Origin of the sequence: Streptacidiphilus albus JL83 (genome assembly GCF_000744705.1) — a bacterium.
Taxonomy (GTDB): Bacteria; Actinomycetota; Actinomycetes; order Streptomycetales; family Streptomycetaceae; genus Streptacidiphilus; species Streptacidiphilus albus.
Window position 1 is genome coordinate 2,691,401 of sequence record NZ_JQML01000001.1, and the last position, 15,207, is coordinate 2,706,607.

At 71.8% G+C, this 15,207-nt stretch carries 12 protein-coding genes; 3 read left to right on the forward strand and 9 right to left on the reverse strand.

The features are described 5' to 3' along the window. Positions 1-12: 12 nt before the first annotated feature. Both BS75_RS11680 and BS75_RS48070 read right to left on the reverse strand, forming a co-directional pair. Complete coding sequence (locus tag BS75_RS11680; protein WP_081982257.1) at positions 13-1,020, reverse strand: ComEA family DNA-binding protein; 1,008 nt, start codon at positions 1,018-1,020, stop codon at positions 13-15. A 319-nt stretch (positions 1,021-1,339) separates the two neighbouring features. Then, complete coding sequence (locus BS75_RS48070) at positions 1,340-1,687, reverse strand: hypothetical protein (protein ID WP_152645622.1); 348 nt, start codon at positions 1,685-1,687, stop codon at positions 1,340-1,342. A 221-nt stretch (positions 1,688-1,908) separates the two neighbouring features. Between BS75_RS48070 and BS75_RS11685 the strand changes: the two genes are divergently transcribed. From BS75_RS11685 to BS75_RS11700, 3 genes are all read left to right on the forward strand, one after another. Beyond that, the gene (locus BS75_RS11685; protein WP_231607748.1) at positions 1,909-2,298 is read left to right on the forward strand and encodes a hypothetical protein; all 390 of its coding nucleotides are present in this window, start codon (positions 1,909-1,911) and stop codon (positions 2,296-2,298) included. Then, complete coding sequence (locus BS75_RS11690) at positions 2,291-2,590, forward strand: 4a-hydroxytetrahydrobiopterin dehydratase (protein ID WP_034088184.1); 300 nt, start codon at positions 2,291-2,293, stop codon at positions 2,588-2,590. Before BS75_RS11685 ends, BS75_RS11690 begins: the two co-directional genes overlap by 8 nt. Positions 2,591-2,815: 225 nt before the next feature. Continuing rightward, positions 2,816-3,478 carry a hypothetical protein gene (locus BS75_RS11700; RefSeq protein WP_152645621.1) on the forward strand — a complete coding sequence of 221 codons (663 nt, stop codon included), beginning with the start codon at positions 2,816-2,818 and terminating at the stop codon, positions 3,476-3,478. Between the two features lie 38 nt (positions 3,479-3,516). On the opposite strand, the gene BS75_RS11705 is transcribed toward BS75_RS11700, so the two are convergent. The 7 genes from BS75_RS11705 to BS75_RS11735 all read right to left on the reverse strand — a co-directional run bounded on the left by BS75_RS11705 (position 3,517) and on the right by BS75_RS11735 (position 14,837). Further along, positions 3,517-4,356 carry a DegV family protein gene (locus tag BS75_RS11705; protein ID WP_034088187.1) on the reverse strand — a complete coding sequence of 280 codons (840 nt, stop codon included), beginning with the start codon at positions 4,354-4,356 and terminating at the stop codon, positions 3,517-3,519. An 83-nt stretch (positions 4,357-4,439) separates the two neighbouring features. Then, positions 4,440-5,021, reverse strand: coding sequence for a hypothetical protein (locus BS75_RS11710; protein ID WP_042436917.1), 582 nt, complete (start codon positions 5,019-5,021; stop codon positions 4,440-4,442). A 200-nt stretch (positions 5,022-5,221) separates the two neighbouring features. Continuing rightward, complete coding sequence (leuS, locus tag BS75_RS11715; protein ID WP_034088188.1) at positions 5,222-8,098, reverse strand: leucine--tRNA ligase; 2,877 nt, start codon at positions 8,096-8,098, stop codon at positions 5,222-5,224. Between the two features lie 317 nt (positions 8,099-8,415). Then, on the reverse strand, positions 8,416-9,267 hold the full coding sequence (locus BS75_RS11720; protein WP_034088189.1) for a hypothetical protein: 852 nt from the start codon (positions 9,265-9,267) through the stop codon (positions 8,416-8,418). Beyond that, a complete protein-coding gene (locus BS75_RS44175) occupies positions 9,264-11,483 on the reverse strand; it encodes a polysaccharide deacetylase family protein (RefSeq protein ID WP_052069357.1) in 2,220 nt (739 codons plus the stop codon). The genes BS75_RS11720 and BS75_RS44175 overlap by 4 nt, the downstream gene beginning before the upstream one ends. Positions 11,484-11,586: 103 nt before the next feature. Next, on the reverse strand, positions 11,587-13,509 hold the full coding sequence (locus BS75_RS11730) for a glycosyltransferase family 2 protein (RefSeq protein ID WP_408022528.1): 1,923 nt from the start codon (positions 13,507-13,509) through the stop codon (positions 11,587-11,589). Continuing rightward, on the reverse strand, positions 13,506-14,837 hold the full coding sequence (locus BS75_RS11735; protein ID WP_081982258.1) for a nucleotide sugar dehydrogenase: 1,332 nt from the start codon (positions 14,835-14,837) through the stop codon (positions 13,506-13,508). Before BS75_RS11735 ends, BS75_RS11730 begins: the two co-directional genes overlap by 4 nt. Positions 14,838-15,207 lie beyond the last annotated feature (370 nt).

A 15,207-nucleotide genomic window follows, 5' to 3' on the forward strand; every position in this document is an offset into this window, starting at 1 on the left:
GGTCTGCCCCGTTCAGGGCCGCAGGACGGCCCGGAGATCCTTCAGTCGGCGTTCGCCGAAGCCGCTGACCTGCCGGAGCTGGTCCACCGACCGGAACCCGCCGTGCTGGTCGCGGTACTGGATGATGCGTTGGGCGAGGACCGGCCCGATGCCGGGCAGCGCGTCCAGTTGCTCGGCGGTCGCGCTGTTGAGGCTTATCGGGGCCCCGGCCGCCGGGCCCGCGCCACCGCCGGCAACGCCTGGCGCGGCGGCCGGGGCCCCGACCACGACCTCCTCCCCGTCGGTGAGCAGCCGGGCCAGATTCAGCGTGGTCAGATCGGTACCGGCCAGCGGACCGCCTGCGGCCTGGACGGCGTCCTGGACCCTGGCGTCCGGCGGCAGGGTGCGCAGCCCCGGCTCGCGGACCTTGCCCGCGACGTCCACCACCAGCCCGGTCGGCCGGGACGCTCCGGGCGAGGGCCCCGGTCCGGAGGCCGACGCCGTCGGGCCCGGTCCGGCGGGCGCGGGCGGGGGCGAGCCGGCCGCCGCCGCGCCGTCGGCGACCGGCACCGCGACCGGCTCCGGCCGTCCGGCCCAGAAGTGCTGGGCGCCGTAGCCGAGGGCGAGGACCAGCAGCACCGAGAGCCCGACCAGGGCCCGCCGGTCGAGGTCCAGCCGCTCCTGGAACGCCAGCGGCAGCCGTCCGGCCAGAACGGTCCGCACCCGCCGGGCCCCGGCCGCAGGCGGCCGGGAAGCCGACGGCAGGGACGGCGGCGGTGCGGGCGGCAGCGGCAGGGACGGCGGCGGCAGGAACGGCGGCGGTGCGGCGGCCGACGGACGCGCGGCGGCCGGCAGCTCGTCCGGCGCGTCGTCCCCCGGGGCGACGTGACCGGCCGGCGGGTGCGGCGGCCCGGGTGCGGGATGGATGCGACGGACGGCCGCCGGGCGGGTCGACTGCTGCTCCGGACCGAACAGCGCGTCCATCCGCTGCCGGACCGAGTCGTCGGAGTACCGGCTCGGGCCGGTGGTCACGGATCTCATGCCGCCGACGCTAGTCCGGCCCGGGGACTCCCCCGGGCCGGCGACGGGCACCTGTGGACAACCACCGGGGTGTGGACAACTCCGCCACCCGCAAGGGTGAGTGACGCGACAGCAGATTGACCGCTACCGGGGCAAGACCACCGCCAGCAGGCCCGGACCGACATGGGCACCGATCACCGCGCCCAACTCCCCGACATACGGCTCGCCCAGCCTCCCCGCCGAGAGAGCGCTCTGCCATGCTCGCCAGCATGCGGTACAGGGAACAAGCTGTCCCCCACAACGCATGATCTTGCCGGTAGCGGCGATCCGAAGCCACGGTTCAGCCGCGACGAACCCTCAGCCTCGATCGCCATGTGCCGCGCGCCGGCGCCGGCTCGTCGTCCGGTGGCGTCCAGGTCAGGCCATTGAGCTGCACCTGACGCAGTATCCACTCTCGCCCTTTGGGCCCTACCGTCTGCCAGGCATACGCGAAACGGCGTTGGCCGTCTCGCGAAGGTCCAGGCAGGAACGGCATGTTGTCGCACAGGTTCGCCAGGAAATAGGCACGGGATCGGCGTTCCTCCTCGACTTGGTCGGGCCGCACCATGAGCGAACGGATCTCCAGTAGCGCCTCGTGGCGCAGCAGCGCCCCGAGTACCCAGTCCTCGACCTCTCGCTCCCGCCGCACTACGCCCCCTCGTCAGTGATCGCCAAGGGTACGCACAATCTGCCGATCCTTCACATCCCACGGGAGTGATCGCCGAGGGCTCTAGAACCGGCGCGTGCCAGGTGGCGGCTTCGGCTTCAGGTCACAGACCGGGCAGATCAGCACCGTCCAACCTGGCCCGGACGCCTGGTCGACATTGCCGAGTACTCGGCCTCGACCAAGCCGCGCGGATGCTGCGCCGCGTGTCTGCTGAGCAGTGGGGCACCGCGTGTCTGCGGAACCCGCAGTATGTCGAGGTGCAGCGCGCCACCTGCTACACCCGGCTCGGCGAGGCACGGGCAGCCGATCGGCTGTGGTCGCAGATCATCCCTTCGGCACCGACGGCTGCGCGGCGCGACGTCGGGGTGTGGACGGCACGGCAGGCCACTGCGGTGGCCAAGGGCGGCGAGCCGGAGCGCGCGGTGGAGTTGTCCAGGTCGGCGGTCCGGATTGCCCTGGATACGGGATCGGCGCGGGCCCGGCGGGAGTTGGGCACCGTGGAGACGGCGATGCGGCCGTGGCAAGCTGAGGCGATCGGCCGGGACCTGGCGGAGGTGCTGGCACCTGTCACCGAGGGGCGTGATCATGGCTGAGGCACTGTCGCAGGCACAGATCGAGGAGCGGTTGAAGGATCTTCCGGGCTGGTCGACGGACGGCCGGAAGATCGAACGCAGCTACTCGATCGGCCACGTTCCGGGCGCGGCGTTCATCGTGCATATCGCCGCGATCCAGGATGACCTCGGGCACCATTCGGATGCGACGCTCGGCTACAGGACGGTCCGGATCTCGATCAGTTCCAGCGACCTCGGCGGCTACGTCGCCGAGCACGACGTCGAACTCGCCCGCAGGATCGAGGCGGCGGCCGGAGCGCACGGAGCCTTCTGACGGGCCCCAGTATCGCCGCACGGGGGTCCTGGCCAAGGTCGAGCAGGACCCCGACCGCTGCACTCCGTAACGGACCGGCAACGTTCCGACGATCAGGCATATGCCACTGCAAGGCTGGCGCTCCACACCAGCCCCAGGGGGAACAGCGTGACCACTCCGCCGTACGGACAGCCCACGCCACCGCCATCATGGGGGCAGCCTGCGCAGAGGCACGCAGCACCCGGCATGTCCAAGCGCAGGAAGGGCTGTATCGGCTGCAGCGGCCTCTTAGTCGCGTTCGGGCTGCTGATCATCATCATCGCGATCGTCGACCCACCCAAGAAGACAACGCCTGCCGCCGCTCGGGTCGCGTCCACTCCCGTACCGAGCAGCGTCGCCCCGACGCCCGGGGCGACCACCAGCTCGACTCCCAAGGCCAGCACGAGTAGCCCTGCGTTCACCATGCCCACTGACCCGGCCGGCTACCTGGCGCCCCTCGCTGTGCGAAACAAGGCCGCTGGCATCCTCCACGCCGACGATGCCTACTACCAGAACGAGTACAACCAGGGCGTCACGGTAATCCTCGACCGGGGCAGCGCGGGCAGCTATCCGGCATTCAGCGCCTGGTACCAGAAGGCCGTCACTGCCGATATCAAGCCCGGCATGACTGCCTTCAGCCAGGCCAACGCCCTGTTCAATGCCGGCGACGAGCCGCCGGGAGTCTCGAACTGGCAGGGCGACAACGGCACCGTGTCCTCCGACCTCGTCAGCCTCGCCAACGATGGCCTGGGTGTCGGCGGCCCTGACGACAGCTCAGCCCGGCAGCAGGTTCTGGCGGACGAGAAGCAGTTCCAAACGGACTTCGCAACCGCCGAGCAGGACGCCGATGACGTTGCTGCAGGCAAGTAGCAACGTTTCCAGCCAGGACTGCGGCGGGCGCTCCGGCGCTACCGGGGCGAGACCACGACCGCCAGCAGGCCCGGACCGACATGGGCGCCGATCACCGCGCCCACCTCGCCGACATACAGCTCGCGCAGTCCGGGGATCCGCTCCCGCAGCCGCTCCGCCAGGATCTGGGCCCGCTCCTCCGCCACCAGGTGGTGCACGGTGACGTCCACCTCGCCGGTCCCGGCCTGCTGGATGGCGATCTCCTCCAGCCGGGCGATGGCGCGGCTGGAGGTGCGGACCTTCTCCAGCGGCTGGATCCGGCCGTCCTGGAGGTGCAGCAGCGGCTTGACCGCCAGGGCCGAGCCCAGCAGCGCGCGGGCCGGGCCGATCCTGCCGCCCCGGCGCAGGTACTCCAGGGTGTCCACGTAGAAGAAGCCGGTGGTCTCGGCCGCCCGCTTCTCGGCGGCGGCGACCACCTCGTCCGGCGTCCCCCCGGCGCTCGCCGTCTCGGCGGCCGTCAGCACGCAGTAGCCGAGCGCCATGGCGACCATCCGGGTGTCCACCACCCGGACCGGCAGCGGGGCCCCGGCGGCGGCGAGCAGCGCGGCCTCGTAGGTGCCGGAGAACTCGGCCGAGAGGTGCAGCGACACCACCGCGTCCGCACCGGCGGCGGCCGCCGCCCGGTAGACGGCGGCGAAGGCCTCAGGACCGGGACGGGAGGTGGTGACCTGGACGCGCCGCTGGAGGGCCTGGGCGACCTCGGCCGAGGAGGCCCCGCTGCCCTCGGTCAGCACCTCGTCGCCCATCACCACGCTGAGCGGCACCACGTCGATCCCGTACCGGAGGACCGCCTCGTCCGGAAGGTAGGCCGTGGAGTCGGTGACGATGGCGACGCGCATGTCGGGAGATTACCTGGCCCGGCCGGGGAGGGACAGAGGATCAAGCCCTGACGGGCCCGGGACCTCGGCCGGCCGCCCCCCGGTCAGGAGGGTCCGGCCTCCACTCCGGTGGCCGGACCGGACGCGGAGGTCCAGTGCCGCAGGGCCCCGGCCTCGGTCTGGCACTCCTCGCCGAGGCGGGTCAGGTCGTCGGCGGCGAAGCGGTGGAGCCGGTCCTGGGTGGCCCAGCGCAGCGAGGATGCCGAGTGGACGATCCGGTCGGCCCGCTCCTTGACGGCCGCCAGCCGCCCCTCCACCCGGGCCTGGTCGGGCTCGCGTTCCAGCAGCCGCAGTTCGGCGTCGAGGGTCTCGGCATGGGCGTCCAGCCGGCCCAGCAGCCCGAGCGCGTCGACCAGTTGCGCATCGTCGGCGGCGCCGGACTCCAGCACCCGGCGCGAGGCCGCCAGTGAGCCGCGCACCTCCGCGCGCAGGGAGGCGACCTGGCGGTGGGCCCCGGCCCGGGTCAGCGCGCGGGCCTTGATGCCGACGTCCTCGGCGGCCCGCCGCGCCTGCGGCACGGCCCGGCCGACGGCCCGGCCGGTCTTGACCACGGCGAAGCTGATCAGGCCGACGACAGCGCCCAGGAACAGCACGACCAGGCCGAGCAGGACTGCCAGTGCCTCCACGACGGGGCTCCTTCCACGCGCACGTCACGAGCCGTTCGGCGAGCCCGGTTCCGCCCGGCGGGCAGGCCGGTGAAACGGCTGTCCCCCCACGGTAGACCCGTGGGGGGACAGCCGGCTCGTGCTTGAGGGGGAGCTCAGGGACGGCTCGGGGGAAACCAAGGGTTCCGCTCGGCCCTGAACCCGGCCCCGGCCCCCGTCGCTCAGCCGGTGACGATGTTCACCAGCTTCGGCGCGCGGACGATCACCTTGCGCACCTCCGCCCCGTCGATCGCCGCCACCACGCCCGGCGCGGCCAGCGCCAGCGCCTCCAGCTCGGCGTCGCCGATGGCCGGCGGCACCTCCAGCCGGGCCTTGACCTTGCCCTTGACCTGCACCACGCAGGTGACCGTGTCGTCGACCAGGTAGGCCGGGTCCGCCTCGGGCAGGGTCTCGTGCACCAGCGACTCGGTGTGGCCCAGCTTGGACCACAGCTCCTCGGCGATGTGCGGGGCCAGCGGCGCGACCAGCAGCACCACCTGCTCGGCCACCACCCGGGGCGTGCTGCCGCGCTTGACCAGGTGGTTGTTCAGCTCGGTGGCCTTGGCCACGGCGGTGTTGAAGCGCAGCCCGGCCATGTCCTTGCGGATGCCGTCGATGGCCTTGTTCAGCACCCGCAGGGTGGCCTCGTCCGGCTCCTCGTCGGTGACGACGACCGCGCCGGTCTCCTCGTCCACCACGGTGCGCCACAGCCGCTGCAGGAAGCGGAAGGAGCCGACGACGGCGCGGGTGTCCCAGGGACGGGAGACGTCCAGCGGGCCCATCGCCATCTCGTACAGCCGCAGGGTGTCCACGCTGTACTCGCCGGTGACCTCCTCCGGGGCGACCACGTTCTTCAGCGACTTGCCGATCTTGCCGATCTCCCGGCTGACCCGCTCGCCCTCGAAGTACCAGGCGCCGTCGCGCTCCTCGACCTCGGCCGCCGGGACCGGGAAGCCGCGCTCGTCGCGGTAGACCTGGCCCTGGATCATGCCCTGGTTGAACAGCTTGTGGAAGGGCTCGCCGGAGCTGACGTGGCCCAGGTCGAACAGCACCTTGTGCCAGAAGCGCGCGTACAGCAGGTGCAGCACCGCGTGCTCCGCGCCGCCGACGTACAGGTCGACGCCACCGGCCGGCTTGGCCGCGTCCGGACCCATCCAGTACTGCTCGTTGACCGGGTCGACCACGACCTCGGCGTTGTCCGGGTCGACGTAGCGCAGCTCGTACCAGCAGGAACCCGCCCAGTTGGGCATGGTGTTGGTCTCGCGGCGGTAGCGGCGGACGCCGTCGCCCAGGTCCAGCTCGACGCTGACCCAGTCCTCGCGGCGCGACAGCGGCGTCTCCGGGGAGGTGTCGGCGTCGTCCGGGTCGAAGGTGCGCGGCGAGTAGTCGTCGATCTCCGGCAGCTCGACCGGCAGCATCGAGGCGGGCAGCGGGTGGGCCACGCCGTCCTCGTCGTAGACGATCGGGAAGGGCTCGCCCCAGTAGCGCTGACGGCTGAACAGCCAGTCGCGCAGCTTGAAGGTGACGGTGCCCTCGCCGATGCCGCGCCCGGACAGCCACGCGGTGACGGCCTTCTTCGCCTCGGTGACGCTCAGCCCGTTCAGCGAGACCTCGGCGTTGGCGGAGTCGATGATCGCCGCGTCGTAGGAGTCGAAGGAGTCGTCCCACTCGACCGGGTCGGTGGAGCGACCGTCGCTCGGCTCGACCACGCAGCGCATCGGCAGCCGGAAGGCGCGGGCGAAGGCGAAGTCGCGGGTGTCGTGCGCCGGGACGGCCATGATCGCGCCGGTGCCGTAGCCGGCCAGCACGTAGTCGGCGATGAACACCGGGACCTGCTCGCCGCTGACCGGGTTGACCGCGTAGGCGCCGGTGAAGACGCCGGTCTTGGTGCGGCCCTCGGCGGAGCGCTCCATCTCGGACTTGGCGGCGGCCTGCTTGCGGTAGGCGGCGACGGCCTCGGCCGGCGTGGCGTGGCCGCCGGTCCACTCGGCCGGCAGTTCGCCGGACGGCGCGGCCGGCCAGGCGTCCGGCACGATGCCGTCGACCAGGTCGTGCTCGGGCGCCAGCACCATGTAGGTGGCGCCGAACAGGGTGTCGGGACGGGTGGTGAAGACGGTGACCACGGCGTCCGGGTGGCCGGCCACGGCGAAGTCGACCTTGGCGCCCTCGGAGCGGCCGATCCAGTTGCGCTGCTGCAGCTTGATCGCGTCCGGCCAGTCCAGCAGGTCCAGGTCGTCGATCAGCCGGTCGCTGTACGCGGTGATCCGCATCATCCACTGGCGCAGGTTGGACTTGAACACCGGGAAGTTGCCGCGCTCGGAGCGGCCGTCGGCGGTGACCTCCTCATTGGCCAGCACCGTGCCCAGCCCGGGGCACCAGTTGACCGGGGCCTGCTTGATGTAGGCCAGCCGGTAGTCGCTCAGCACCTCGTCCCGCTCGGCCGGGCTCAGCTCGGACCAGCCGCGGCCGTCCGGGGTGGCCTGGTCGCCGCGCTCGAAGCGGGCGACCAGCTCGGCGATCGGCCGGGCCTGCTGCGCCTCCGGGTCGTACCAGGAGTTGAAGATCTGCAGGAAGATCCACTGGGTCCACTTGTAGTACGTCGGGTCGATCGTCGCGACCGAGCGGCGCAGGTCGTGGCCCAGGCCCAGGCTGCGCAGCTGGCGGCGGAACTCGACGATGTTCGCCTCGGTGGTGACCCGGGGGTGGGTGCCGGTCTGCACCGCGTACTGCTCGGCCGGCAGGCCGAAGGCGTCGAAGCCCATGGTGTGCAGCACGTTGTGACCGGTCATCCGCATGTGGCGGGCGTAGACGTCGGTCGCGATGTAGCCCAGCGGGTGGCCGACGTGCAGGCCACTGCCCGAGGGGTACGGGAACATGTCCATGATGAAGGCGTGCGGACGGTCCGCGACGTCCGTGCCGTCGGCCAGGGTGCCGCTCGGGTTGGGGGCGTTGAAGACGCCCTCGCGCTCCCAGCGGTCCTGCCAGTGGCTCTCGATCCGCGCCGCCAGCGCGGGGGTGTAGCGGTACGCCTCGGGCGCCTCGGGTGTGGTCTCGCTCATCGTCCTCAAACTCCATCAGGGGTTCGGGCGGGCCGTACCAGACCCGTCCACCAGCAGAACCGTGCAGCCTCCGAGCTGCAGCCCTCTAAAACGCAGAAAGACCCCTCGCAGGAGGGGTCGCCACGCCGACTCCGACCCCACCGCCGGGGGTGGGTCGGTCCTTGTCAGCGCGGCAGGCTAAGGAGCAGGCTCGCGGTTCGCATGGCGACAGGTTACCGCAGCCCCGGCCTCCCCCGGACGGCAGTTTCGCGCCGGGGTCCGGCCGGGCCGGCCGCCCGGCGCTCCCCGGGATCGGGGCGGCGCCGGGCGGCCGTCGGTCAGCCCGCCGGGTGGGTGGCGGTGAAGTCCCGGAAGTACAGCTCCGAGTTGTCGACCCGGAGGCCGACGCCGCCCGGCCGGAGCAGCGGCCCCGGCGCGTGGTCCACCACCGTGAGGGCGGTTCGGCCGTTGATGCCCAGGGTGAGCAGCACCGTCCCGGCCGGGCCGTCCACCGCGCTCGCCGTGACCTGCTGCCAACTGCCGTAGGGCATGGCCAGGTTGGTCTGGGCCAGGGTGGTGTAGTCACCGCCGTCGACGGCGGCGGCGTCATGGGCGGCGATCTTGCGCTTGATCACCACGGCGCCGTCGCGCCGGCGGAAGCTCAGCGCGTACAGCTGCTGCGGGCTCTGGTAGCGGAGCCAGACGTGGCCGCCGTCCCAGTCCGAGACCGGGGTGCGCCTGGTGGTGATCGGCCGGTCGACCAGGACCGAGGTGGAGACCTGCACCGAGCCGAAGTCGCGGCGCCGGGTGACCAGGCGGAACACCGCCGAGTCGGTGTGCACCGCCGAGTCGGTCCCGGTCTCGCCGTCGTCCGGGACACCGGTCCAGCCCTCGCCGTCCTTGGCGAAGAGCGATCCGCTGGTGACGATCCAGTCCGCCGAGTCGTGCGCCAGCGGGCTGCTCGGCGAACGGTAGGCGTACTCGTTGGTGACCAGCCCGTTCTGCGGGAAGCTCGCGACGAAGGGCACGGTGCTGCCACCGTCGCCGCTGCCGTCGCCGCCGCTCGGACCGGAGGCTGCGGCCGAGTGGCCCCAGTCCTCCAGCGCGGCGACCGCGGCGGTGCCGGCGGCGGCCACGCCCAGGGCGAGGCCGCCGATCACCGCACGCCGTGAGGGGGTGCGACCGCTCATCCGGTCGCACCGCTCAGCTTCAGCCCGGTCACCGTCGGCCAGGAGCGCCTGGTCAGGTCCCGGTAGGCGGAGTAGGCGACCCCGCCGGTCTCCCCCTTGGCCAGCAGTGTCATGCGTACGGTTCCGTCCACGCTCACCAGCGTCTCGGTCGGGGTGACGGTGATCGACACCAGGTGGGTGGGCGAGGCCGCCAGGGTCCGGCTGCCGACCAGCTGCTGGCTGTCGGCGTTGCCCGAGAACACGTCCAGCTCGTTCCGGTAGACCTGGACGCTGATCGCCAGCGGGCTGCCGACCCTGACCCAGAGCGCGCCGCTGACGGCGGTGCTGGTGAGTCGGCCGACGGTGCCGCTGACGGTGTAGCCGGTCCAGTCGCCGGTCCGCGCGGGCTCGAAGGCGCCGTAGGCGGAGAGGCTCGCGCCCTGCGGCTCGATCTCGTTCGGGGTGATCCGGAAGGGCGCGGTCACCCCGGGGGCGGCCTGCCAGCTCGCCCCGGGGTCGAGCAGCACCGCCGAGCCGACGGACAGTTCGTCGGCGCCGGCGGTCCGGGAGACCGCGTCGACCGGCGAGATGCTGAGCGCGGTGAACGAGGGCCAGCTGATGCCGGCCCGGTTGATGCCGACCCGCAGCCCGATCCCGCCGGTGAGGGTGGAGGGGTCGGTCAGCTTCGAGGTGTAGCTGACGGTGGTGGTGCCGTCGATCACGGCGGTGGTGACCGGTCCCTCGACGGTGACCCGGATCGAGTGGGTGCTCGAGTCGGCCACCTTCTTCTGCACCACCACGTCCCCGGCGTGAGTGAGCGTCACCGTGCCCCGGCTGAGCCCGACGGCGATCTCGTCCGCGCTGTCGTTGCGCACCCCGACCGACACCTGGTTGGTGCCGTCGGTCAGTCCGGCGGCGGTCGCGTCGACCTGGTAGTCGTCCCAGTCCAGGCTGCTCATCGGGCGGAAGTCGGAGGCCGCGTAGTGGCTGCCCTCCGGGTAGGGGCCCTTCCCGGTGTACGGGCCGACGCCGGTCTGCTTGGAGCCGTCGGTGCGGCTCCACAGGGCGGGCTCGGACAGCGGGGCCTGGTCGGACGGGGCGACCTGGGTCCAGGTCGCCAGCTCGCTCAGCAGCTCCGCGGGTGTGGTGGTCTTCAGCACCTCAAGACGCTGGACGTCGTGGACGCCGGCGGCCCGCCGACTCGCGGTCAGCGGCCGGGAGGAGACGTCGGACATGGTCGCGACGAAGTACTTCTGCAGGATCGTCTGGATGGTCGGACCCGGCTTGGGCAGGTTGGCCCGCTCGGTCGCCTCCGAGTAGGGGTAGGCGAAGAACAGCGGCTTGGGCAGCCCGTGGCTGGTGATCTCGTCGATCGACTTGGTGATGTCGTCGTTGACCCGGGTCTGGTACTCGTCGTAGGTCTCCAGCCGGCCCTCGGCGGGCAGCCAGATCCGGTTGGCGAGGGCCGAGGCCTGGTCCCCGGCCGCGTCGATGGCGGTCCGGTAGTGCAGGGCATTGGTGTGGTCCTGGAAGTCCCAGCGCCCCGAGGCGGCCATCCGGGTGATCTCGTTCCAGGTCAGGTAGTACGGACGGGAGTGGTCGACCCGGCCGGTGATCAGGAACGAGGTGCCGTGCATGTGGTACTTGGCCAGGATCCGGTCGCCGTAGACCCAGAGGCCGTTGGTGCCGTCGTCGAAGGTGATGAAGACCGAACGCGGCGGGGCCGGGCCGCCGCGCAGGTAGTCGGCGAACTCCTCGCTGGTCAGGCTGCGGTAGCCGGCCGCCTGGAGGGCCGCCATCTGGGCCGCGAAGGTGCTCGGGCTGACCACGTACGGGCTGTCGTTGGACGGACTGATGTCGTGGTAGGTCAACACGATCGGCGCGGAGGTCGCCGGCAGCGACTTCACCTGCCCCGACCAGGCCGCGGTCTGCTGCGAGTCGAGCTGCAACAAGGTGTCCGGGGCCTGCGGGGTCATGTACTTCTGGTACTGGTAGTACTCGGCCGCCGCGTAGAACGGCATGGCCAGGATCGCGAACGCGAGCGCCAGCAGCCCGAGTCGGGCGGCCCAGTGCCCGGAGCGGGCACCGCGCGCGGTGGCGTCGCGCCGGGCGGCGCGGACCTCGGCGGCGGCAGCCTCGGCGGCGCGCCGGGCGGTCTCCGCCGGGTCGGCCGGCAGGCCCGCCGCGGCGGCACCTGCCGCCGACGGGTCGGGATGGCCGGGATTGGGCCTGGTCACGGCAGGATGCTCCCTCTGCTGAGCACGATGGCGTAGATGCCGCAGACGACGGCGACGGAGATCAGGGCGGCCAGCAGCCGCCCCACGGCACGCAGGGCCTTCATCAGGTGGCGCTCCTCGACCAGACGCCGCGCCGGATGGTCGCGAAGGAGTAGGGCAGCAGCCAGGCCAGCAGCAGCGAGGAGAGCAGGCTCATCAGCGGCCGGTAGCGCCAGCGGGTGTCCCCGGGATTGTCGACCTTGAAGGCCAGCCCCCAGACGCAGCCCTTGAGGACCACGCCGCACAGGTACAGCAGGGTCAGGAAGGCCGCGCCGTTGGCGGGCGCCCAGATGATGTGACGGAACGCCATGATCGGTGCGGCGACCACCCAGAGCGCGTGGCCGTAGTAGAGCAGGGCGGGGCCGGGGCCGCGCCGCCACATGAAGGAGCCGGTGAAGAACATGTTCCGGATGAAGCTCTTCTTCCAGCGGATCTGCTGCTTCATGAACGGCCGGAACCTGGCCGGGACATTGGTCCACACCTTGGCCGACTGGACGTAGCCGATCCGCCACTTGCGCTCGGGGTAGTCCTGCGCGGTGACGAAGGGCGAGTCGGCGTACTGCTTCTTCAGGCCCTTGCCGCGCCAGCGCTGGCCCAGCACGTAGCCGGTGAGCTGGCGGTCGGTGGCGAAGCGGAAGGGCGCGCCCATGAACCGGTCACCGGCCCAGGCGGGCAGGTAGTTGTAGATCGCCTCGCGGCGGAACACCGCCAGCGGCCCGGAGACGCAGGTGACCGAGCCGAAGGTGGACTCGGCCGCCTTGGCCACCCGGAACTGTCCCTCGTACCAGACGTCCTGCATCTTGGTGAACATGGTGTCGCCGGCGTTGAGCGCCCGGGCGTGGCCGCTGACCGCGCCCAGCTCCGGGTGCGCGACCAGGGCCTCGACACAGCGGGAGAGCGCGTCGGGGGCCAGGATGCAGTCGGAGTCGGTGAACGCGATGATCTCGCCGTCGGCGATCTCGCAGGCCTTGACCAGGGCGTGCTTCTTGCCGAGGTTCTTCTCCAGGTAGAGCACGGTGATCCCGAGCTCCCCCTCCATCCGGCGCAGCACGTCCCGGGTGCCGTCCTCGGAGAGGTCGTCCACCACGATGATCTGGGTGTTCCGGTAGTCCCCCAGGGCCATCGAGCGCACGCACTCCTCGATGACGTCGACCTCGTCCTTGACCGCCAGCAGGAAGCTCACCCGGGGAGTGGCCGTGGCCACCGGGGGGAACTCCGCCAGGTCGCGCGGGCGCTTGCGCAGCGTCCGCTCGGACGGGTCGTCATAGCGGCTGTACGCGATGAAGAGCATGGATATGGTGCCGACCAGGACGGTGAAGCCGTAGCCCAGCACCAGCGGGCTCTGCTCCAGCCTGGGGGCCTCCCGGGCCAGGATCAGCAGCAGCGGGAGCAGGCAGAGCAGGGTCAGCACCCGGCGGGTGGCGTGCCGGACGGACGGGTGCATCCGGTCCAGGACGCGCCGCAGCGGACCCGGCGGCCGCTTCACCGCGGAGCGCAGCGGCGGGAGCGGCGGCGGCGCGGGACGGAAGGCGGGTCCGGCCGGGCGCGGCAGCGTCGCGGTCGCGGTCACGCCGCCGTCGTACCCGGCGGCACCGTCGAAGGCGGCGGCGCCGGCCAACGCGGCGCCGGCGAAGGCCGGTTCCTGCGGGTGGCCGTAGGGCTCGGCCGACTGCTGGTCCGCGTACGGGCGGTAGGGCCGGTAGGGCTCGTAGGCCGTCCGCGGCTGGTCACCGGCCGAGGGCTGACGCGGGGCCAGCGGCTGGTAGCCGGCGAACGGGTCCTCGACGACGGGCGGCTCGTAACCGCCCCGGGCTTCCTGGCCGTACTGCGGTTGGTAGCCGGCCTGGGTCTCGTAGCCGCCCTGGGCTTCGTGGTTGCCGAGCGGTTCGTAGCTGCCCAGCGGCCGGTAGGAGTCGGCCGGCGGGTACGGCTCGGTCGGCCGGTACGGCTCCGGCGGCCACTGTGCGTCGTGCGTTCCCTCGGTCACAGGATGGCCCTCGCCGGGAACGAGTCGAGGCGGTAGGTGGCGTCCAGGACGTTGGAGTGGTCGGCCAGCCAGCCGAGGTCGGTCCCGGCGTGGACGGTGTGCACCAGGACCAGGTCCCAGTCGCCGCGCTCGGGGGCGCTCTCGCTGCGGAGGACCTCGTCGCCGAGGCGCAGCGAGGGCACCAGCGCGTCGACGAAGCCGACCTTGGCGCCTTCCGCGGCCAACTCCTCGATGATCTCCAGGGCAGGCGATTCGCGCAGGTCGGCCACGCCCGGCTTGTAGGCCACGCCGATGACCAGGATCCGGGCGCCGGACACGCTGAGGCTGCGCTCGGAGAGCAGTTCGCGGACCCGGCCGACGACCTTGCGCGGACGGGTGGCGATCGCGGTCATGGCCGCGTCGATGAGCGGCGAGGAGATCCGCTTGGCCCGCAGCTGCCAGAGCAGGTAGTGCGGGTCGCAGGGGATGCAGTGGCCGCCGACGCCGGGGCCGGGGTAGAAGGGCATGAAGCCGTAGGGCTTGGTCGCCGCGGCGCCGATGATCGGCAGCGGGTCCAGGCCCAGACCGCGGCAGTCCTCGGCGAACTCGTTGGCGAGCGCGATGTTGACGGCCCGGAAGGTGTTCTCCCAGAGCTTGGTCATCTCGGCGTCCTCGGGCGAGGACAGCTCGTGGACCGAGGGCGCGGTGCGGCGCAGCACGGCGGCAGCGAGTCCGGCCGAGAGCGCCCCCGCGCCGCCCACGACCCGAGGGGTGCTGTCCTGCGTGTGGTGCGCGTTGCCGGGGTCGATCCGCTCCGGGGAGAAGGCGACGAAGACGTCCTCGCCGACCACCAGCCCGCGTGCGGCCAGCGGCTTGACCAGCAGGTCCCCGGTGGTGCCGACATAGGTGGTGGAGGTGAGCACCAGCAGCTGGCCGGGGACCGCGTGGGCGACGGCGGTGGCGCAGGCGCCGGCCATGGCGGTGAGGTCGGGGACCTGGTGGCGGTCGACCGGCGTGGGCACGCAGATGATCACGGTGGCTGCCCGGGCGAGTTCGGCCGGGTCGTCGGTCAGGGTGAGGATCCGGCCGTCGAGGTGCTCGGCGAGCCGTTCGTGGTCGCTCGGCAGCAGGTCGACCTCGCGCCGCCGAATGGCTTCCAGGCGAGCACTGCTGACGTCGAGTCCGATCACCTCGTTCCCTGCGGCGAGCAGGGCCAAGGCGGTGGGCAGGCCCACATAGCCGAGACCGACCACGGCGACGGTCGCCTGCGCGTGCCGCTCTGGATCGGGGGAACCGACGCGGGACGACAGTATGCCGTCCACCGGTTCTGTGGGCGTGGGGAAGCGCATGAGCTCTCCGCGACAGGGTCGACGTTGGATGAGCGCTGACCGGTCGCACGCGAAATCCTCGCGGTTCTGACCGATGCTGACGACAAGTGCGGTGGTAAGGGTCGCCAGGCTGGGTCCAGCGGTGAGTAAGAGTCTGCTCAGCCGTGTTTGAAAGTCAAGCGACAGCAAAAGCACGGCACTTGACTCTTTTAACTGAGTACGTCCGCTATTGTCGTCGGGCCTGCCGGGGGTTTTGACGGTCTTTGTCCGACATTACCGCTACCTGCCTTGTGAAGAGATGGTGGTTATTACGTCATGAAACTGAGATGGTGATCGCCGATCACCATCGATCACTTTCAGTCACCCGCGGGCCCGGCGACGGACGGTGGCG